Annotated in this window: 13 protein-coding genes; 4 read left to right on the plus strand and 9 right to left on the minus strand. The window is 59.8% G+C overall.

The features are described from left to right. Window positions 1-22: 22 nt before the first annotated feature. From AF70_RS29360 to AF70_RS29380, 5 genes are all read right to left on the minus strand, one after another. The gene (locus tag AF70_RS29360) at window positions 23-3,040 is read right to left on the minus strand and encodes a sarcosine oxidase subunit alpha (protein ID WP_018928797.1); all 3,018 of its coding nucleotides are present in this window, start codon (window positions 3,038-3,040) and stop codon (window positions 23-25) included. Continuing rightward, window positions 3,037-3,366, minus strand: coding sequence for a sarcosine oxidase subunit delta (locus AF70_RS29365; protein WP_007907563.1), 330 nt, complete (start codon window positions 3,364-3,366; stop codon window positions 3,037-3,039). Before AF70_RS29365 ends, AF70_RS29360 begins: the two co-directional genes overlap by 4 nt. A gap of 14 nt (window positions 3,367-3,380) precedes the next feature. After that, window positions 3,381-4,631: a sarcosine oxidase subunit beta gene (locus AF70_RS29370; RefSeq protein WP_007936415.1), complete on the minus strand. Its 1,251-nt coding sequence runs from the start codon at window positions 4,629-4,631 to the stop codon at window positions 3,381-3,383. 23 nt (window positions 4,632-4,654) lie between these two features. Continuing rightward, entirely contained in the window at window positions 4,655-5,908 is a 1,254-nt protein-coding gene (glyA, locus tag AF70_RS29375; protein WP_018928796.1) for a serine hydroxymethyltransferase, read from the minus strand. A 316-nt stretch (window positions 5,909-6,224) separates the two neighbouring features. Further along, a complete protein-coding gene (locus AF70_RS29380; protein WP_028939049.1) occupies window positions 6,225-6,941 on the minus strand; it encodes a TraX family protein in 717 nt (238 codons plus the stop codon). A 127-nt stretch (window positions 6,942-7,068) separates the two neighbouring features. On the opposite strand from AF70_RS29380, the gene AF70_RS29385 reads away from it, so the two are divergent. The 3 genes from AF70_RS29385 to AF70_RS29395 all read left to right on the plus strand — a co-directional run bounded on the left by AF70_RS29385 (window position 7,069) and on the right by AF70_RS29395 (window position 9,903). Then, entirely contained in the window at window positions 7,069-8,109 is a 1,041-nt protein-coding gene (locus AF70_RS29385) for a low specificity L-threonine aldolase (RefSeq protein ID WP_018928794.1), read from the plus strand. Between the two features lie 297 nt (window positions 8,110-8,406). After that, on the plus strand, window positions 8,407-9,231 hold the full coding sequence (locus AF70_RS29390) for an NAD(P)-dependent oxidoreductase (protein ID WP_019580684.1): 825 nt from the start codon (window positions 8,407-8,409) through the stop codon (window positions 9,229-9,231). A 261-nt stretch (window positions 9,232-9,492) separates the two neighbouring features. Further along, a complete protein-coding gene (locus AF70_RS29395) occupies window positions 9,493-9,903 on the plus strand; it encodes a hypothetical protein (protein ID WP_019580683.1) in 411 nt (136 codons plus the stop codon). Between the two features lie 92 nt (window positions 9,904-9,995). Here AF70_RS29395 and gbcB read toward each other — a convergent pair whose 3' ends face one another. Continuing rightward, a complete protein-coding gene (gbcB, locus tag AF70_RS29400) occupies window positions 9,996-11,096 on the minus strand; it encodes a glycine-betaine demethylase subunit GbcB (protein ID WP_007936406.1) in 1,101 nt (366 codons plus the stop codon). Between the two features lie 282 nt (window positions 11,097-11,378). Between gbcB and gbcA the strand changes: the two genes are divergently transcribed. Further along, entirely contained in the window at window positions 11,379-12,674 is a 1,296-nt protein-coding gene (gene gbcA, locus AF70_RS29405) for a glycine-betaine demethylase subunit GbcA (protein WP_019580681.1), read from the plus strand. 48 nt (window positions 12,675-12,722) lie between these two features. On the opposite strand, the gene AF70_RS29410 is transcribed toward gbcA, so the two are convergent. The 3 genes from AF70_RS29410 to AF70_RS29420 all read right to left on the minus strand — a co-directional run bounded on the left by AF70_RS29410 (window position 12,723) and on the right by AF70_RS29420 (window position 19,523). Beyond that, on the minus strand, window positions 12,723-13,967 hold the full coding sequence (locus AF70_RS29410; RefSeq protein ID WP_028939050.1) for a metallophosphoesterase: 1,245 nt from the start codon (window positions 13,965-13,967) through the stop codon (window positions 12,723-12,725). Window positions 13,968-13,993: 26 nt separating this feature from the next. After that, complete coding sequence (locus tag AF70_RS29415) at window positions 13,994-15,862, minus strand: hypothetical protein (RefSeq protein WP_028939051.1); 1,869 nt, start codon at window positions 15,860-15,862, stop codon at window positions 13,994-13,996. 208 nt (window positions 15,863-16,070) lie between these two features. Continuing rightward, complete coding sequence (locus tag AF70_RS29420; protein ID WP_019580678.1) at window positions 16,071-19,523, minus strand: GMC family oxidoreductase N-terminal domain-containing protein; 3,453 nt, start codon at window positions 19,521-19,523, stop codon at window positions 16,071-16,073. Between the last annotated feature and the right edge of the window lie 1,178 nt (window positions 19,524-20,701).

Raw genomic sequence — 20,701 nt, forward strand, 5'->3', positions numbered from 1 at the left:
GCCTGGCGCGGGGGGTGATCGATTACACGTTCTGGCGATCGCCTTTCGGATCGAAGAACACCGAAGAAACGATTTCCGCCTCGATCACGCTGCCGTCGGCCAGCGGTGCGAACACCCGCTCACCCATGCGCTTCAAGCCGCCTTTCACCACGCCCATGGCAAACGAATAGCCCAGGGAGTTGTGCAAGTAACTGGAAGTCACGTGACCCACCATGGTCATCGGAATCGCTTGCTTGGTGTTGAACACCAGTTGCGCACCTTCCGGCAGCCATTTGGTCGGATCGATCGGCTTCAGGCCAACCAGCTGTTTGCGCTGATCACGCACACAGTCTTCGCGGTTCATGCCACGCCAGCCGATCCACGAGAACGGTTTGGTGCGACCGACACACCAGCCCATGTTCAGGTCGTCCGGGGTCATCGAGCTGTCAGTATCCTGACCGACGATGATGAAGCCCTTCTCGGCCCGCAGTACGTGCATGGTTTCAGTGCCATATGGCGTCAGGTTGTACTTCTTGCCAGCATCGACAATTTTTTCCAGCACGCCCATCGCATAGTCGGCCTGCACGTTGACTTCGTACGACAGCTCACCGGTAAACGAAATCCGGAAAATCCGCGCCGGCACGCCACCGACCAGGGCTTCTTTCCAGGTCATGAACGGGAAGGCTTCGTTGCTCAGGTCGGCGTCGGTGACTTCGCTGAGCAGCTTACGGCTGTTCGGCCCGGACAGGGTCATGGTTGCCCAGTGATCCGTCACGGAAGTGAAGTACACCTTCAGGTCGGGCCATTCAGTCTGGTGGTAGATTTCCAGCCATTGCAGCACGCGCGCAGCGCCGCCGGTGGTGGTGGTCATCACGAAATGGTTGTCGGCCAGGCATGCAGTCACGCCGTCGTCGAACACCATGCCGTCTTCTTTACACATCAGGCCGTAGCGCGCCTTACCCACGTCGAGCTTGGTCCAGGCGTTGGTGTAGATACGGTTGAGGAACTCGCGGGAGTCCGGGCCCTGGATGTCGATCTTGCCCAGGGTCGAAGCGTCCAGCAGGCCGACGCTGTCGCGCACGGCTTTGCATTCGCGTTTTACGGCGGCATGCAGGTCTTCACCGTTTTTCGGGAAGTACCAAGGACGTTTCCACTGACCGACGTCTTCGAACTCGGCGCCATTCTTCACGTGCCAGTGATGCAGCGCGGTGAAGCGAACCGGCTCGAAGATGTGCCCACAGTGACGACCGGCCACGGCGCCGAAAGTCACCGGCGTGTAGTTCGGACGGAACATGGTGGTGCCCATCTGCGGGATGGTCACGTTCAGCGAACGGGCGGCAATGGCCAGGCCGTTGACGTTGCCGAGCTTGCCCTGATCGGTGCCGAAGCCCAGTGCGGTGTAGCGCTTGACGTGCTCGACCGACTCGAAGCCTTCACGGGTCGCCAGTTCGATGGCGGCCGCGGTGACGTCGTTCTGCAGGTCGACGAATTGCTTCGGCGCACGGGCAGTGGCTTTTTCGTGAGGCACCTGGAACAGCGCCAGCGTCGGCTCTTCGAGTCGGCTCAGGGCTTTGGGCAGTACGCCTTCGACCTTGCCGAAACCGGCTTCGCTGGCAGCGCGAGCACCGCCTTCAAAACCATCGGCCAACGAATCGCCGAGGCTGTAGACGCCGTTGATGCCACCGACGCACACGCGTTTCTGCGGTGCTTCGCCCGGTACGAAACCGAGGATGTCTTCACGCCAGATCGGCTTGCCACCCAGGTGCGAAGCCAGGTGAACCACTGGGCTGTAACCGCCGGAACTGGCGACCAGGTCGCAATCAAGCCATTCGCCCGGGCTGGTCACGGTGTGTGCTTTTACATCAATCGCGGCAACGCGAGCAGCGGTCACGTGCTTGCTGCCTCGGGCCTCGATCACGGCGCTGCCGGTCAGGATGCGAATGCCTTTGGCGCGCGCTTCTTCCACCAGCGCACCGCGAGGGTTGCTGCGGGCGTCGGCGATGGCCACCACTTGCAGGCTGGCGTCGAGCCAGTCCAGGGCAACGCGGTAGGCGTGGTCGTTGTTGGTCGACAGCACCAGTTTCTTGCCCGGTGCCACACCGTAGCGACGCACGTAGGTCGACACAGCGCCGGCGAGCATGTTGCCCGGCACGTCGTTGTTGCCGTAAACCAGTGGACGCTCGTGAGCGCCGGTCGCCAGCACCACGCGCTTGGCGCGAACCCGGTGGATGCGCTGACGCACCTGGCCGATCGGAGCGCGGTCGCCGAGGTGATCGGTGAGGCGCTCGTGAATGGTCAGGAAGTTATGGTCGTGGTAACCGTTGACCGTGGCGCGCGGCAACAGCAGCACGTCAGGGGTGTTTTTCAGCTCGGCGATGACGCTGGCAACCCACTCGGTAGCTGGTTTGCCATCGAGGCTTTCGCGGGAGTCGAGCAGGCTGCCGCCGAACTCTTCCTGCTCATCGGCCAGGATCACACGGGCGCCGCTGCGGGCAGCCGCCAGTGCAGCCGCCAGACCCGCAGGGCCAGCGCCGACGATCAGCACGTCGCAGTGCTGGTTCATGTAGTCGTAGGTGTCCGGATCGTTCTCGGTCGGCGAACGGCCAAGACCGGCTGCCTTACGAATGTACTTCTCGTAAGTCATCCAGAACGATTGCGGGTACATGAAGGTTTTGTAGTAGAAGCCCGGTGGCATCAGCTTGCCGCCGACCTTGCCGAGAATCCCCATCATGTCGTTGTTCACGCTTGGCCAGCCGTTGGTGCTGGTGGCGACCAGGCCTTGATACAGCGCCTGTTGCGTGGCGCGTACGTTCGGGATCTGCGTGGCTTCGGTCGCACCGATCTGCAGCACGGCGTTCGGCTCTTCGGCACCGGCGGCGAAGATGCCGCGTGGGCGCGAATACTTGAAGCTGCGGCCGACGATATCGACACCGTTGGCCAGCAAGGCTGCAGCCAGCGAGTCGCCCTCAAAGCCTTTGTAGACCTGGCCGTTGAAGGTGAAGCTCAGCACTTTGTTGCGGTCGATGCGTCCGCCGTTGGACAGGCGATTGATCTGGCTCATACCTTCTCTCCCAGAGCCGTGGCGGCCGCTTTCGGGCTGTCGGTCTTGTCGGTGAACTGCGGCTTGGTGCCGATCTTGTAGGTTTCGAGAATCTCGTAGGTCACGGTGTCACGGGTCACGTTGAAATACTGACGGCAACCGGCGACGTGATCCCACAGTTCGTGGTGCAGACCGCGAGGGTTATCGCGGAAGAACATGTAGTCGCCCCACTCCTCGTCGGTGCAGCTGTTCGGATCCAGTGGACGCGGGATGTGCGCCTGGCCGGATGCATGGAATTCCTCTTCGGAGCGCAGTTCGCCACAGTGAGGACAGAAGATATGCAACATAGGGATTTCTCCTGTTAGTGGGCGACTGCTGCAGCGCCGTGTTCGTCGATCAACGCACCGCTGTGGAAGCGGTCGATGGAGAAAGGTGCAGCCAATGGGTGCATTTCACCCTTGGCCAGGCTGGCGGCAAACACGTTGCCCGAGCCAGGTGTAGCCTTGAAGCCACCGGTGCCCCAACCGCAGTTGAAGAACATGTTCGGTACCGGAGTCTTCGAAATGATCGGGCACGCATCCGGCGTGGTGTCGACGATGCCGCCCCACTGACGGTTCATGCGTACGCGCGACAGCACCGGGAACATCTCGACGATGGCCTGGATGGTGTGCTCGATCACCGGGTACGAACCACGCTGGCCGTAGCCGTTGTAGCCGTCGATACCGGCGCCGATCACCAGGTCGCCCTTGTCGGACTGGCTGATGTAACCGTGTACGGCGTTGGACATGATCACGCTGTCGATAATCGGCTTGATCGGCTCGGACACCAGCGCTTGCAGCGGGTGCGATTCGATCGGCAGGCGGAAACCGGCAAGTTTGGCCATGTGCCCGGAGTTACCGGCAGTCACCACGCCGACGCGCTTGGCGCCGATGAAGCCCTTGTTGGTTTCAACACCGATGCACACACCGTTTTCCTTACGGAAACCGATCACTTCGGTCTGTTGGATCAGGTCCACGCCCAAGGCGTCGGCGGCACGGGCAAAGCCCCACGCCACGGCATCGTGACGGGCCACGCCGCCGCGACGCTGGACGGTAGCGCCCATCACCGGATAGCGGGTGTTCTTGGAGCAGTCGAGGTACGGGATCTCGTCTGCCACTTGCTTGGCATCGAGCAGTTCGCCGTCCACGCCGTTGAGGCGGTTGGCGCTGACCCGACGCTCGGAATCACGAATGTCCTGCAGGGTGTGGCACAGGTTGTAGACGCCACGCTGGGAGAACATCACGTTGTAGTTCAGGTCCTGGGACAGGCCTTCCCACAATTTCATCGCGTGTTCGTACAGGTGTGCCGACTCGTCCCACAGGTAGTTGGAGCGCACGATGGTGGTGTTGCGCGCGGTGTTACCGCCGCCCAGCCAGCCCTTCTCGACCACGGCCACGTTGGTGATGCCGTGTTCCTTGGCCAGGTAGTAGGCGGTCGCCAGACCATGCCCGCCACCGCCGACGATGACCACGTCGTAGACCTTTTTCGGGGTCGGCGTACGCCACATGCGCTGCCAGTTTTCATGGTGGCTGAGGGAGTGTTTGAAGAGGCCGAAGCCCGAATAGCGTTGCATAGTCATTTACTCCAAAACCGCGCTCAGCGATAAACCGGGAAGTCCGCGCACAGGGCTGCCACATGCTGCGCGACATTGGCCTCGACATCGGCGTCGCCGAGGTTGTCGAGGATGTCGCAGATCCAGCCAGCCAGTTCAACACACTGGGTAACCTTGAAGCCGCGAGTGGTCACCGCCGGGGTGCCGATACGCAGGCCGGAGGTCACGAACGGCGACTGTGGATCGTTCGGGACAGCGTTCTTGTTCACGGTGATGTGGGCGCGGCCGAGTGCTGCGTCCGCCTCTTTACCGGTGAGGCCCTGACGGATCAGGCTGACCAGGAACAGGTGGTTATCGGTACCGCCGGACACTACATCGTAGCCGCGTTTGATAAATACGCCGGCCATTGCCTTGGCGTTGTCGATCACTTGTTGCTGGTAGGCCTTGAAGCCAGGCTCCAGTGCTTCCTTGAAGCACACTGCTTTACCGGCGATGACGTGCATCAGCGGGCCGCCCTGGGCACCAGGGAATACCGCGGCGTTGAGCTTCTTCTCGATTTCTTCGTTAGCCTTGGCCAGGATCAGGCCACCACGTGGACCGCGCAGGGTCTTGTGGGTGGTGGTGGTCACCACGTCAGCGTATGGCAGCGGGTTCGGATACAGGCCAGCTGCGACCAGACCGGCGACGTGCGCCATGTCGACGAACAGCAGGGCGCCGACCTTGTCAGCGATCTGGCGGAAACGTGGGAAGTCGAGGGTCTTGGAGTAAGCCGAGAAACCGGCGACGATCATCTTCGGCTTGCATTCAACAGCCAGGCGTTCGACTTCATCGTAGTCAATCAAGCCGGTTTTGGTGTCGATGCCGTACTGCACAGCGTTGTACAGCTTGCCCGAGGACGACACTTTGGCGCCGTGGGTCAGGTGACCGCCGTGGGCCAGGCTCATGCCCAGAATGGTGTCGCCGGCTTGCAGCAGGGCCAGGTAAACGGCGCTGTTGGCCGAAGAACCGGAGTGCGGCTGCACGTTGGCGTAATCGGCACCGAACAATTGCTTGGCGCGTTCGATGGCCAGGGCTTCAACCTTGTCGACGTGCTCGCAGCCACCGTAGTAGCGCTTGCCCGGATAGCCTTCGGCGTATTTGTTGGTCAGGCCACTGCCTTGCGCTTCCATCACGCGCTTGCTGGTGTAGTTCTCTGACGCGATCAGCTCGATGTGATCTTCCTGGCGTTGCTCCTCGGCATTCATCGCCGCCAGCAGTGCATCGTCGTAACCCTGGATCTGGTCTTGCTTGCTGAACATCGCGTCTCTCCCAGCGGCATCTATGCGCCATTCGTCTCGGTAAGGCACTGGCGTTACGGCAGTGCCCTTTGGATGCGATGGTATGACCGGCGCAGACAGGTCAAATGCCTATGGACGCCACGCAAAGGTGCGTTTACGACATGGGCCGAGAAGGCTGAGCCAGGAAGGCTCTTGTGGCGAGGGGGCTTGCCCCCGTTCGACTGCGCAGCAGTCGCAAAATCAACAAACGGGGTTTGCCTGATAAACCACGCTCTGAGGGTTTAGGGCCGCTTCGCAGCCCAACGGGGGCAAGCCCCCTCGCCACAGGGGACGGGCGTCAGGCGATGAGTTGGCGCAAGGCCAGAAGTACGAGGAAATGCCCGGGATAAAGGGCGTAGGCCCAGCGGCGCATCGGCGGTGGCTGGATGCCTTGGGCATGTCGCAATAACAGCAGCCCCAACAATGGCGCAATCAGACAAGCGGCAATGCCGAAAATCGCCGCACCGCTGCCGAACCAAGCTGCGGAGTACAGCACCTGCCATTGATTGGCCGCCAGGCACACCAACCCCGGCAACAGGCTGAAATACCAGGGCCGCTGGATCACCAGCAACATCGCCAGCGGCAACAGTACGCCGAAGAAACCGAACATCAGTCGCTGCGGAAACATTGCCGCCAGCACCAAGGCAACGACCGCCAACAGACGCGACTGAACTGGCCCGTGCTGCCAGCCACGGGCCACCAACAACCCCAGGGCCAGCGTGGGCAACACGTTTAAGGTGTCGGGATCGGGGATGTACATCCGGTAGGGAATTTCGCTCAGGGCACTAAACAGCAACAACCAACCGAGGTAGCGCCACTGGCCATCGGTCGTCACTGTATGGACACGCGCCAGGTTCGCCGCCATCGCCAGACAGAACCATGGGAACGCCAATCTGCCCGGCACATACAGCAGATCGAGGGAATAACCGACATATCGCAGGTGATCGAGCACCATGCTCAACAGCGCCAGCCACTTGAGCAGATCCAGTGCACCGTCCCTCTGCGTCATGTGCATAATTGCCCAAGGCGTTTGTATTTTTCTGACAGACTCATCCCGTGTGCTCCCCGGACGATCTTCGGTAAAGTGCACATCATCATTGACCAACGAAGCGCCACAAGCGCCTCGATCACGGAAGCCGGCCATGACCGACAAGAGCCAACAATTCGCCAGCGACAACTATTCCGGTATCTGCCCTGAAGCCTGGGCTGCCATGGAACAGGCCAACCACGGACACCAGCGCGCTTATGGCGACGATGAGTGGACCGCACGCGCCGCGGATCAATTCCGCAAACTGTTCGAAACCGACTGCGAAGTGTTCTTCGCCTTCAACGGCACCGCGGCCAACTCGTTGGCCCTGTCGTCGCTGTGCCAGAGTTACCACAGCGTGATCTGCTCGGAAACCGCCCACGTCGAAACCGACGAATGCGGCGCTCCGGAGTTTTTCTCCAACGGTTCCAAGCTGCTCATCGCCCGCACCGAAAACGGCAAGCTGACCCCGGAATCGATCCGCGAAATTGCCCTCAAGCGCCAGGATATCCACTACCCGAAACCGCGCGTCGTGACCCTGACCCAGGCCACTGAAGTCGGCAGCGTGTACACCCCGGAAGAAATCCGCGCCATCAGCGTCACCTGTAAAGAACTGGGCTTGAACCTGCACATGGACGGTGCCCGTTTCTCCAACGCCTGCGCTTATCTGGGTTGCTCGCCAGCCGACCTGACCTGGAAGGCCGGCGTCGACGTGCTGTGCTTTGGCGGTACGAAAAACGGCATGGCGGTGGGCGAAGCGATTCTGTTCTTCAACCACAAACTGGCCGAAGACTTCGACTACCGCTGCAAGCAGGCTGGGCAACTGGCATCGAAGATGCGCTTCCTCTCGGCCCCCTGGGTCGGGATTCTTGAAAACGACGCCTGGCTCAAATACGCCCGCCACGCCAACCACTGTGCGCAGTTGCTGGCCGAACTGGTGAGCGACATTCCTGGCGTCGAGCTGATGTTCCCGGTGCAGGCCAACGGTGTGTTCCTGCAACTGTCGGAGCCGGCCATTGCCGCGCTGACCGCCAAGGGCTGGCGCTTCTACACCTTCATCGGCAACGGCGGCGCGCGGTTCATGTGCTCGTGGGACACCGAAGAAGAACGCGTGCGGGAACTGGCAGCGGATATTCGGCACGTGATGACAGCCTGACACCCCACCAACTTTTGTGGCGAGGGAGCTTGCTCCCGCTCGGCTGCGCAGCAGTCGTAAAACCAGCCAACGCGATCCACCTGACAGACCGCATGCTCAGGCTTTGGGGCTGCTTCGCAACCCAACGGGAGCAAGCTCCCTCGCCACAGGTTCTGCGCTCGACCTCAGCTATTTGATTGGCAAGAGATCTTATGGCGAGGGGGCTTACCCCCCCTTGCCACAGTCCCGCACGAGTTGGTCTACATTGACTGCGAGCCATTTCGATCCGCTCGGATCACGCCAATCGGGAGCGTCCGCATGTCATTACAAGGCAAAACCCTGTTCATCACCGGCGCCAGTCGCGGGATCGGGCGTGAGATTGCACTGCGGGCCGCGCGGGACGGGGCCAACATCGTGATTGCCGCGAAAAGCGCCGCCCCTCATCCCAAACTGCCTGGCACTATTTTCAGCGTGGCGGCGGAAGTCGAAGCCGCGGGCGGCAAGGCGCTGGCCCTGGAGGTGGATGTGCGCGATGAAGCCATCGTGCGCCAGGCCCTGGCTGACGCCAATGAGCATTTCGGCGGCATCGACGCGCTGGTCAACAATGCAGGAGCGATCAAGCTGACCGGTGTGCAACACATCGAACTCAAGCGCTTCGACCTGATGCACCAGATCAACACTCGCGCCGTACTGCTGTGCAGCCAGGCCGCCCTGCCCTATCTGAAAAAATCCAGCGGCCACATCCTCAACCTGTCACCGCCGCTGAACCTGGCCACCAAATGGTTCGCCCAGTACAGCCCCTACACAGTGACCAAATACGGCATGAGCATGTTGACCCTGGGCATGAGTGAGGAATTTGCCGCCTATGACATCAGCGTCAACTCCCTGTGGCCGCAGACCATGATCGCCACGGCTGCCATCGAATTTCAGCTGGGGTCGCGCGAATCCTTCAAGCATGCCCGCACACCGGCGATCATGGCGGATGCCGCCCACATCATTCTCGACAGCAGCGGTCGCAGCATTACCGGTCGGTTGCTGATTGATGAAGAGATTTTGCGCGAACACGGAACGACTGAGTTTTCCCACTATCGCTACGAACCGGACAGCAACGCTACGTTGATACCGGATCTGTTCGTAGATTGAGTTTTCAACGCCAATTTTAAAACGGCGTAAATCTGTCGATCCAACGGTCGGACTTCTTGCGCCGCTTCACTTAAATAAAGCTCTTGTTGAAAGTTAAAAATTTTCAGCGCACAAAAATCACAGCCCTACAGATTTGTCTAGCTGTAAGAACTGATAGCTAGACGACTTATCACACCCCTATTAAATTCATGCTCACTCAGCGGGTTGATATCCCCCATGAGTCTTTGCCTCATAGACGCTTTATATCTAAAGGAAAATAAAATGGAACGCCAAGATGACAAACACCTCTTGTACAACGTCCCTTCATCCGCAGAATTTCTAGCGGCTAGAATAGGCGACATCGTTGTAGCCGACGGCGGCATTGGAGCGAGATCTGTCAGCTACAAGTTCTATCAGAGGAAAGACGATAGATACTACGTCCAGGTATTAGCTCTTAGAGGGCAGGACAACAATGAAGGCGAGTTCTGGTATGCTCCCGACAAAGCGGTAAACCCTGACGGTTATAATGAAATGCTATCGATCACCAACTCCGACACCATTTTCATTAGCGAAGAAGTAGCTGTTAAAGCATTACGCAAAAAATTCATACTTGATTCCCACCCAGGCGGCTCAAGCGACCTAACACTCATTGGCATGTACATCGACCACTTCACACAAAAACAACACCAATAATATTAATTAAATATCTGCACAAACTCATGACCAACAATGTTTTACCGAGTAAAAATGAGTGACCATGCCCAGGTCACTCATTACCCCGGACTTTAATACTCGATCCGCACGTCACCCTTCGGCACGCTGCAGCAAGACAGGATGAACCCTTCGGCTTCGTCTTCCTCGGTAATCCCGCCGTTGTGTTCCATTTCCACTTCGCCGGCAAGCTTCATTACCTTGCAGGTACCGCAGATACCCATGCCGCAGGCCTTGGGGATCATCAGGCCCAGTTTGGCGGCAGCGGCGTGGACGGTTTCGCCCGGGGCCACGCGGATGCTCTTGCCGGAGGCGGTGAACTCCACCTGGTGCAGGTCGGCGGCGTCGATTGCAGGGGCGTCGGCCGCTTGTTCAGCGTGTTCCTCTGCATCAGCGATTGCCTCTGGCGGCGTGGCGCCGAAGGACTCTTCGTGGTAGCGCTTCATATTGAAGCCGGCGTTCTCCAGCAAGCGCTTGACCGCGTTCATGTAAGGCGTCGGGCCGCAGCAGAACACTTCCCGCTCAAGGAAGTCCGGGACCATCAGCTCGAGCATCTTGTGGTTGAGATAGCCGCGGTATCCGGCCCACGGCTCACCGAAACCGTGTTTCTCGCAGATCAGGTGCAGGCTGAAGTTTTCGATCCGCGACGCCATGTGCTCCAGCTCGCGGTGATAAATGATGTCTTTCGGCGAGCGGGCGCTATGGATGAAGGCCATATCGACATTGCCATTAGTGTCGAAGAACCAGCGCGCCATGGACATCACCGGGGTGATGCCCACGCCGCCGCTGAGGTACAGCACTTTCGGGTTCGGAAAGTCGATGGCGTTGAACAGCCCGACCGGGCCGTGCACCGCCAGTTCGTAGCCTTCATGCAGGGTGTCATGCAACCAGTTCGAGACCTTGCCGCCCGGTACGCGCTTGATCGTCACCGAGAAGCTGTACGGCACCGACGGCGAGCTGGAAATGGTGTACGAACGCATGATCTGCTGGCCTTCGATTTCCAGCTCCAGGGTGACGAATTGCCCCGGTTTGAAGAAGAACATGATCGGCTGGTCGGCCATAAAGCAGAAGGTGCGCACATCCCAGGTTTCCTGGATGACTTTGACGCAACGGACAATGTGTCGACCATTGGCCCAGGTCTGGGTGGTTACCGGGTTCAGGAAGTTGTTGGACATGCTGATCTCCACGGCCGACTACCGGCCTTTATGTTGGCGATTCTGCGTATAGCGCAGCCCCGCCATTTACCTATCTGCGACATTGACATACTTATCGCGACCAGCCCCCAATTACCGGGGGTTGCGCGTCGGGAACAGATTGGGCCATGTCGCCCATGGATAAGGTTCCGGGGAGCGCCGGCCCCACACTCGCCCCATACCAAGACACAACCTTTACACCTTGCGTAGCAAACCTGATCAGCCACTTTCGCGGCCACGCAGATGGCCTTGAGGAAACACATGATGGACGTCACCACTACCCTGAGCCTGGGCGATCCACTGGAACCCGCACGCAAGGCCACTGCGCAGATGCTGCAAGAGCGCGAGCGCACTTTCTCGCTGCCGCAGCCGTTTTACTCTGACGAGCGGCTGTTTGATATCGACATGCAGGAAATCTTCCAGAAAGAGTGGTTGATCGCTGGCATGACCTGCGAGATCCCGACCAAGGGCAACTACCTGACCCTGCAGGTCGGCAAGAACCCGATCATCGTGATTCGCGGCGCCGACGGCGTGGTGCATGCGTTCCACAACGTCTGCCGCCATCGTGGTTCACGCCTGTGCACCAGTGAAAAAGGCAAAGTCGCCAAACTGGTCTGCCACTACCACCAGTGGACGTACGAGCTGGACGGTCGCCTGCTGTTCGCCGGCACCGAAATGGGCGCCGACTTCGACATGAAGCAATACGGCCTCAAACCGGTGAACGTGAAGACCGCCGGCGGTTACATCTTCATCAGCCTGGCAGAAAACCCGCCGGCCATCGATGACTTCCTGTCGACGCTCAGCCATTACATGGAACCGTACGACATGGAGAACACCAAGGTGGCGGTGCAAACCACCTTGATGGAAAAGGCCAACTGGAAACTGGTGCTGGAAAACAACCGCGAGTGCTACCACTGCAACGCGTCGCACCCGGAATTGCTGAAAACCCTGTTGGAATGGGACGACGTCACCGACCCCCGTGCCGACCAGGCCTTCAAGGACCACGTAGCCGCTTCCGCCGCTGCCTGGGAAGCCGAGAAGATCCCTTACGCCCACGCCAGTTTCGGCCTGCGTAACCGTATCGTGCGCATGCCGCTGCTCAAGGGCACCGTATCGATGACCATGGACGGCAAACAGGGCTGCGCCAAACTGATGGGCCGCATCAAGAACCCGGACCTGGGCTCGATGCGCATCCTGCACCTGCCGCACTCGTGGAACCACTGCATGGGCGACCACATCATCGTGTTCACCGTGTGGCCGATCAGCGCCCAGGAAACCATGGTTACCACCAAGTGGATCGTCCACAAGGACGCGGTCGAAGGCGTGGACTATGACGTGGAGCGCATGCGCCAGGTCTGGGATGCGACCAACGACCAGGACCGTCGCCTGGCCGAAGAGAACCAGCGCGGGATCAACTCCACCGCGTACCAGCCAGGGCCTTACTCCAAGACCTATGAGTTCGGCGTGGTGAACTTCGTGGACTGGTACAGCGAGCGGATGCTGAACAACCTGGGGGCCGAGCCTGCGCCTTACCTCAAAGGTGTTCCGGTTCAGGGTTAATCGAAATCGGATCGTTCCCACGCCAGGCGTGGGAACGATCCTTCCTCGCTAATTTGAAGACCACCGCACCGAACCATCCTCGCCAATAAACGTCTCTTCGATGTTCTCCCCCACCAGCCGCACCTTCACATAACCGTTCAACACCCGATCCGGGTACGCCTCATCCCGCGCATTTTGTGTTTCCGACCACAGCACCCGCGAATGCCCGTTCAACTCGCTGGCATTGCCGTAGGGAATCGCCCCGTGCCCGGCGCAACGTGCATGCAGCCCACCCTGGGTGGCGTAGCAGATGCCGTTATGCAAATGCCCCCAGTACCAGTAATCCGGCTCGCGCCCCAAGGCATCACACACCGGCTGATACAACGCCGTCTTGTCATGCCCGGTAATGTCAAAGCCCTGGTGATGACTGAGCACCATGATCTTCTTGCGTTGGGGCAAGTCTTTCATCCAGTCGATCTGCTGCTTGTTCAGCGCACCGTCCATGTACAGGTTAATCGGATCCGAGGCATAAGCCGTGTCGAGCCCGATCACCAGCCAGTCATCGTTGTACAACGCAAAATAACTGGTGCCCTGTTGCGCTGGGAAACGCTTGGCCAGTTCCTTGAAGTAGCCATGGGCGCCGCTGTACATCTCATGGTTGGAGTTGAGGGTAAATGAGCCCTGCTTGCCCATCGGCCAACCGACCATGTCGACGTCTTCCTGGGAGCGGGTGCCGGCGTAATACACATCCCCCAGATGAATGGTGAAGTCGGCCTGGGCCAGTTGCATCTGATCGGCCACCGCCACCGCCGGGGCATGACTGTCGAATGGCCCGGTGCCCCAGTCGCCGGCAATGGCCAGGGTCACGTCACTGTCCATGCGCATCAACGCCGGGTTGGTGGCGAACGGTGCGTGATGCCGCAGGTTCTCGATCCACTTGAGCAACGCTTCGCTCCACAACAGATCCAGCAGCTCCCATTTGCGACAACCGAGCAGGCTGCCATCCTTGAGCACTTGGGTCTGCAGCTCATCTACCGATTGCGGCAAGGGGCTGGCGTTGCCGATGTGCAGGATCGACAAACCGTGGGACAACTCCCACGGCACACTCGGTTGATCGTCCGGCAAGTCGCCGTGCTTGAGCACGTATTGCGCCTGATCGTGCCCCCGCTGCAGCAGCGCGACGATGGCTTGGTACTCCTCCGGTTCAAGCTCGCTGACGAGCTTCTTCCAGGCCATTTCCAGCCGTGTGAACAGCCCGTGCAGGCGCACCTTCACCTTGTCGTATTCATGTTCCCAATGTCTGACCAATGACATGTCGCTTTCCTCCATCCGTAGTGGAATCACAGGGTTTTCATGAACTCGATGAGCGCCCGCTTATCGAGTTCCGACAACTGCGTGCCGTACAGGTGGCCACCGTTGTGGTTGCCCTCCAGGCGCGTGTCGTATTTGAAGTCCGCCGAGGCTTTCACCTGCTCGCCACTGGTGATGAAGCCGACCTTGTCCTTGTCGTAAATGTCGGAACCGGTGAAGAACACCTGCGGCCGCAGTTCCGGCGGCTGCAGCAAATCCCACAGGGTCGGCACCGAGCCGTTGTGCAAGTACGGCGCGCGCAACCAGATGCCGTCGGTGGGCGTATTGCTGTAGCTCTGGGTCTTGCGGTAAGCACCAAAGTCGAACGGCGGTTTCTTGAAGCCGTGGAAGGCTGTCACTAAACCGGTGGTGAACGAGTTCAGCCGATGGGGATCGGTGCCCAGCTCATCAATCGTGGTGGTGACCTGACCGGTATCGGTGCGGCCGAAGTCATGGCAACCGGCACAATTTTTTTCCCAGACCGGCTTACCCCGGGCGACCTTGGCCTGATCCAGCGCGAACGGCCAGGCTGGTGCCTTGTGGCCCAGCAGCCAATTGGTCACCCGGTTGAAACTGTCCGGCAGCACCGACTCCGGCGTCGCGCCCACGGCCATGGCCGCCGCGTAGTTACGCTCATGGATATCGTTGTTGTTGCCGTCCCAGTGCAGGTACAGCGATTCCCGGGGTTTCTGGTTCCAGACTTGCGGCAGGTCGACGGTGCCGATGGTCGAGTCATCCGGGAAGCCGAACACCACCATTTTCGTCGGGTTGAAAGTGTCGGTACGTCCCGGCCCCTGCGGTGCGCGCAGCTTCTGCCAGGCATAGGCCTGCTTCTGTTTGATCAGCGCGCTGGTGGCCATCGGGATGATCAGGTAGCGGTTGTACAGGCGCTCGAAAAACCCGAGCTGGAACTTGCTGTTGATCGCAGTCATCACCGCGTCGGGCGTGAATTTGGGGTCGCTCGCGCAATCGTAGGCGAACCACTGGAAGGCCTGCAGTTGCAGGGTATTGGCCGGTGCGGAGGCCACCGGGGTAGCAACGTCGCTGGCATTGGCGCGGTAGGAGCCGGTGTGGCACAAGGCGCAATTGGGCTCCACGGTCGGGTAGCCGATCTGCCGCTTGGCCATGCCGATCGGCAGGTCCTTGCCGTTCTCGTAGAGGAAACCGAACACTTCGTAACCGCCGGGCTTCGGCAGTTTCTCCGGGCACATCTGCGGCAACACGGCGAACAGGTAATAGGGAATCCGTGCTTCGATGCCCAGGCCGATGGCGGCGTATTTGTAGTGGTCTTCGTCAGAAGCGTATTGCTCGGCCGGCACCACTCGCAGCATCTGGTACCAGGTTTCGTAGCCGATAAACCCCAGCGCCAGCACCACGACCAGCGTGGCGACCTTGAAGCTGTGCCGCCGCCAGCGTCGCGCCCACGCTGCGCACCAATCACGCCAGCCATCGCGAAGCAGGGCGAACGGCCGATTGGCCGGCGCGCTGCCCAGGTACAGCAGAATCCCGAGGATCAGGAACATGCCCAGATCGCCCAGCAGCATCGGCACGAACACCTGAGCCTGGTTGCTGGTGTTGATCAGGTAGATCCAGAACGCCACGGCGACCAACCGCGACAATACGCACAGCCACGAATGCACCACGTATTTGGGGGCATTGAAGCCTGACGGCATGTAAAAAAGGCTGATCCCCACCAGCAACATGCCGGCGTTCTCCAGCCAAGGATCGGAGAGCTGCGGAGGCATCCCGAGCATCGAGGTCAGCAACGCCGGCGCGAACAGCGCCGGAACCGCGAAGACCATGTTCATTGCGATGCCTATCCAGATGAAGCGTTGAAACCAGCGGATGTAACTGTCCATGGCATCCATTTCCTTGTAGTCGCCAATCCCAAGTCAGCACACGGCTATTGTGGCGAGGGAGCTTGCTCGCGCTCGGCTGCGAAGCAGTCGTGAAACATGCAATCGCAATGTTCCTGAATGACCGCATTTGCCGATTTGGGGCCGCTTCGCAGCCCAACGGGGGCAAGCCCCCTCGCCACAACAAGCCCCAAGCCACAGATGAGCAGTGCTAGCCGAGGGCGGTTTTCTCCAGGTGTTGCAGGATGATCGGGTACACATCGACCACCGCGTTCTTGCCGAACATGCAGTCGATATGCCCGTAGCCCGGCACCACATGCCGGCTGTAGCGTTCCGGTCCATGGACTTTGCACACGCGCTCATAGGTCTTGAGCGTGCTTTCAGGCAAGTAGCACTGGTTGTCTTCGCCGCTGATGAAACAGATCGGCATGGTCAGCCGGTCGAAGTGCGGCATGTAGACGTCCTGGCCCTTGAAGTCCACCAGATGGCCTTTGCGCAGGATCAGCGCCAAGTGCTCAAAGGTCTGTATGTTCGACTCACCGAACAGCTCGTGCAGGTTGTCGTGCAAGGTTTCGTTGAGCGTGTCGTGGCGGTACAGCGACGCGTACATGAAGGTGATGCGGTGGCACACCGGGTTGGTGCAGTAGCCTTGAGCCTCGATGCGGGCGTAGATGTTGAGGGCCTTGTCGTAGAGTTTGTTGAACCAGCTCTCCTTGTTGTCGGCATACGCGGTGAGGGATTTGATGCCGATGGCGTCGAGCATCCCCGGCAAATGCAGACCGGCCTTCAGCCCTGTTGCCGTGGCGACCACCGTGTCCGCAGCGATCTGCGAACAGACCACCGAGCGCACGCCCTGCAAACCGGCCAGCAGCGACATGAAGAAGGTCGTCGCGCCGTAGCAATGCACCACGCACTGCACGTCAGCGGCGAGGGTGGCCTGCTGGATATGCTCGATGGCGGCCTTGAAGTCGTACTGGGCAATCTGGTCGCCGTTCCATTCATGTTTGCTGGCCGGCAGCAGGATGCTGACCCGGAAATCCAGGAGCCAGACGTCATACTCGTGCTTGCACAGGTATTCCAGCAGGTTGGTCTGGATGGTGTCGGTAGAGAAAATATTCGAGCCCACCCCCAAACCATGCACCAGCATCACCGGCCCCTTGCTGCCGCCCTGATAACGGGTCAGGCGGAGCTGGACGCTGTCTTCGGTCTGGAAGAACTGCACACTCGGCGTCGGTGCATCCAGCGGCCGTTTCTGCCGGGGCGGCGCATCAGGGTTGAAGTAGATGTCGCCCGCGAACACCCCGCCGTAGCTCTCCCACAAAATGCCGGCGAAGAACTTGCCGAACCGCGCCAGCCCCTCAATGCGCTCGCGTTCGTTGCGCGCGTTGAGCACCTTCATGGTGGTCATCTGCTTGGCAAAATCGGCCGGCTCGATGTGCATCACCCCCGAGCCGATCACCTCGCCCGTCTTGTCCGGCCCGCGATACAGCGTCACATAGAGCGTACTGGTGTCGTGCCAGACGTTAAGCACGCCGTTGTCTTCGGGCACGGTCTTGAATGCGCTGAAGTAATAATCGCTGCCGTCCTCGGCGGTCAGCTTCATGTCGTAATTCATGTGCCGCACGCCAACCTGTTCCTGATACTCCTCGAACAGATTGAACACGCCGTTGCTGGCAGTCAGCGGCTCTGGCGACAGGCCCGGCGCATCCAGGGTGCCGACCAGTGTCGCGGCATGTTCCGGCTCCTTGATCATGCGATTGAGGTCGTTGGCGGTGATGGTCAGGGTGAACTCGATCGGCGAGTTATCCGACTTGCCGCGTTTGGCCGCCGCTTCGTAGAGCTTGAGATCGGTGCCCTGGGGCTGGGTGAAATCTTTGGAGAAATAGCCCTTCATGGTTTCGGTGAACTGCACGCCGAGGGTCGGTGCCACCACCGGTTTGCGCGGTGCCGAGGGCAACGTGTAGTCGATGTGCCAACCACGATCGGCCGCCAGCAGCCCCATGTTGCGCTCGCTCACGGCGGAGATGGTCAGCAACGGATTGACCGCCAGTGAGGTCGGGATCACCGCGCCGTCGGCCACGTACAGCCCGGCATAGACATCGGTGCCGCTGACGCCGCTGAACACCTGGCCCTTGTGGTTGACCACGCCTTGCGTCGCATCCTCGCCCATCACACAACCGCCCAATGGGTGCACGGAAACGATGCTGTGTTTGAGCAGCTCGGTCCAGATCGGGTTCTCGACCCAGATCCCGCCCAAGGCCTTGGTGCTCTGGTGCAAACGCTCGTTGCCGATCTTGACGTTTTCCTGCTCGCCAACACCCGGCCAGTCGATGCGCAACTGATCCTTGCTGTCGAGCACCATGCGGCCCTTGCCATCGTCGTGGCTCATGATCAGGTAGGTCTGCATGTTGTGCAGGGCGCCGTGGTACGGGCCACGCAGGAAACTTTCGGCTTCGCGCTCGGCGTACTTGAGCTTGCCGGTGAAGCTGTCATCGGTGGGTTTGCCGATCAATCCGGCGAATGTGGCCATGCTCGGCACCATGGGCCGGCCGAGTGCGCCGGGAATCGAGCCTTCTTCGATGACCATGCGGCTGCGCCAGTCGCCTTCGGTGCGCATGTCGATGATCGAGGTGATGCACGGGCCGACCGGTTTCATCTCCTTGGCCGGATGGGCACCGAAACCGATGCCGTTGATCGTTTCATCGCAGTTGTGGCCGAAACCGAGGATGTCGCCGTTGCCGCTCATGTTTTCGCCAAGCTGATTGGACGTCGACAGGCCTTTGTCCCGAGAGCGCAGGAGGATTTCGGTGGAACCCAGGGTGCCGGCCGACACCACGACGATGTCCGCCTTGACGAACAGCGTCGGCGCGGAGAATTTCTCGCGGCCGCTGTCCAGGTATTGGAAGTGCACGATCCAGCCATCGCCGTCGCGCTCCAGATGCCGGACCTCGGCCTGGCAGAAAATCTCCGCGCCGTGGTTGCAGGCATCCGGCAGGTAATTCATCAACGTGGTGTTCTTGGCCTTGTTGTTACAGCCCGAAACGCAGTCGCCGCAGTGGTTGCACGGCAATTGCTCGACGCCGACGTGGTTGAGGTTGTTCGGCAGTTTGTCGAAGGTCACGTTGATCGGCGGCTTGTAGAAGTGTGCGCCTTGCTTGAGGTAATCGGCGGACTTCTGGTTAGCCTCGAGTTTGGGCAAGGTCGGAGCGGTTTTCGGATAGGGATTGGGCTTGAGCATCTCCCGAGCCCGGGCGTAACCGTCCTTGAGCAGCGTGTCGCGATGTTCACGCACCGCCAGCGGCCAGCGCGGATCGTCAAATACACCGGGTTCCGGTTCCAGCGCGACGTTGGCGTTGATCAGCGACGTGCCGCCCAGACCGCAACCGACCACTACGTTCTGCTGGGCGTTGACGTGCAGGTCGAACAGCCCGGTGCGCGAGCCGATGTGCCCGTCCGGGTCATGCACTTGTAGCTCTTCAGTGGCCGCCAGCATCGTATTGGGGTATTCGCCGGGCTGGATTTCCCGGCCTCGCTCCAGCAGGCATACCCGCTTGCCGGCCCGAGACAGACGCGACGCCGCGATCCCGCCGCCGTAGCCGGAGCCAATGACGATCACGTCGTAATGTTCCTTGATATCGCTGATGGGCGTGGCGATCCGTGTCATGGGTCATTTCCTCTCGGGCAGATGGGGCAACTCTGCGGTTGCCTGCAATCGATAGACGAACAAACGCCTGGTCACCGGGCACGGTCGGGCCTCAATGGCAGCGGCGTTATGGCATCAGGGGGCCAGGTGCTATAGACGAGCGCGCTGATTGGCGGCGCGACGATGAATCCGCTTGTGCAACAAGGTGGCGGATGTCGGGACACAGGTCGTGCAGGGGCTTTGGTGCAAGCGATGATGTGGCTGGCTATCCATCACGCGTTCTCCCTGAACCAGATGTGGATAAGTGACAGTTGTCCTTATGCGATGAGAGTGAAGACAGGCGACAGATCGAAGTCAAGGAAGTGCCTTAGAACTGTATGAAATCTGATCTATCGCGTTCCGGCCTATACGGGCCGTGGCTTACAGGGTTCAGCGAACAAGTTATCCACATCTCCACCCACAGCAAATGGGGACAACTGCGGGTGACAGGCTAAATCTATTCACAAAAACCGAAGAAAAACCGTGACTTATCCAGAAGCAGGGTTTTAGCCAGACACTGGTTATTTTTTAATCAGAAGCTTGCAGGTCACGTTTTACATAGCGTACAGGGGATGGCGAACACCTTATCCACAGAAGCACCAACAGACTTTGGGGGCAACTTTTCGGGTTCTGTGGAAAACCGCTGAAACCCGCGAGAATTCGGGGTTTGCGGGAGGATTAGTGGGGGAAAACGTCGAATTGGACAATATTTGATCAACCTACTGAAAGCCGCGATTCATATGGGCTGTAGCGATGGGCGAACATGTTATCCACAGAAGCGCCAACAGAGATTGGGGGCAAGTGTCGGCCAGTGAGCGAGGTTATGCTGTGGAAAAAGCCCGAAAAAACCGTGGCTTAGGCTGGTTGTTTTTTGTACTGGGGGCTGGAGGGCTTGATTGGTGTGGGGTGTAGCGAGGGGCGAACATGTTATCCACAGAAGCGCTAACAGGGATTGTGGGTAACCCAGATACTTGCCCCGCATCTACGGTATCGGGAGTACATATCCATTTCTGCGGTAACGGCTACTTAGGGTTCCGCCCTTACGGCGGGTCACTTTGGAAAAGCCCCAAAGTAACCAAAGGGCTCTTGCCCCTTTCGTTCGGTGCCTCGCCTAGGCTCGGCATGCCCTCGCTCCGGTCCTGCTCCGTGGGCCCGCCGCC

Source organism: Pseudomonas sp. KD5 (assembly GCF_012932895.1).
In the GTDB taxonomy this organism is placed as follows: Bacteria; Pseudomonadota; Gammaproteobacteria; order Pseudomonadales; family Pseudomonadaceae; genus Aquipseudomonas.

Bases quoted from the DNA above. Each gene is read 5' to 3' on its own strand.
- AF70_RS29360 (WP_018928797.1), bottom strand. From the start codon at position 3,040: ATGAGCCAGATCAATCGCCTGTCCAACGGCGGACGCATCGACCGCAAC.
- AF70_RS29365 (WP_007907563.1), bottom strand. From the start codon at position 3,366: ATGTTGCATATCTTCTGTCCTCACTGTGGCGAACTGCGCTCCGAAGAG.
- AF70_RS29370 (WP_007936415.1), bottom strand. From the start codon at position 4,631: ATGCAACGCTATTCGGGCTTCGGCCTCTTCAAACACTCCCTCAGCCAC.
- glyA (WP_018928796.1), bottom strand. From the start codon at position 5,908: ATGTTCAGCAAGCAAGACCAGATCCAGGGTTACGACGATGCACTGCTG.
- AF70_RS29380 (WP_028939049.1), bottom strand. From the start codon at position 6,941: ATGCACATGACGCAGAGGGACGGTGCACTGGATCTGCTCAAGTGGCTG.
- AF70_RS29385 (WP_018928794.1), top strand. From the start codon at position 7,069: ATGACCGACAAGAGCCAACAATTCGCCAGCGACAACTATTCCGGTATC.
- AF70_RS29390 (WP_019580684.1), top strand. From the start codon at position 8,407: ATGTCATTACAAGGCAAAACCCTGTTCATCACCGGCGCCAGTCGCGGG.
- AF70_RS29395 (WP_019580683.1), top strand. From the start codon at position 9,493: ATGGAACGCCAAGATGACAAACACCTCTTGTACAACGTCCCTTCATCC.
- gbcB (WP_007936406.1), bottom strand. From the start codon at position 11,096: ATGTCCAACAACTTCCTGAACCCGGTAACCACCCAGACCTGGGCCAAT.
- gbcA (WP_019580681.1), top strand. From the start codon at position 11,379: ATGGACGTCACCACTACCCTGAGCCTGGGCGATCCACTGGAACCCGCA.
- AF70_RS29410 (WP_028939050.1), bottom strand. From the start codon at position 13,967: ATGTCATTGGTCAGACATTGGGAACATGAATACGACAAGGTGAAGGTG.
- AF70_RS29415 (WP_028939051.1), bottom strand. From the start codon at position 15,862: ATGGACAGTTACATCCGCTGGTTTCAACGCTTCATCTGGATAGGCATC.
- AF70_RS29420 (WP_019580678.1), bottom strand. From the start codon at position 19,523: ATGACACGGATCGCCACGCCCATCAGCGATATCAAGGAACATTACGAC.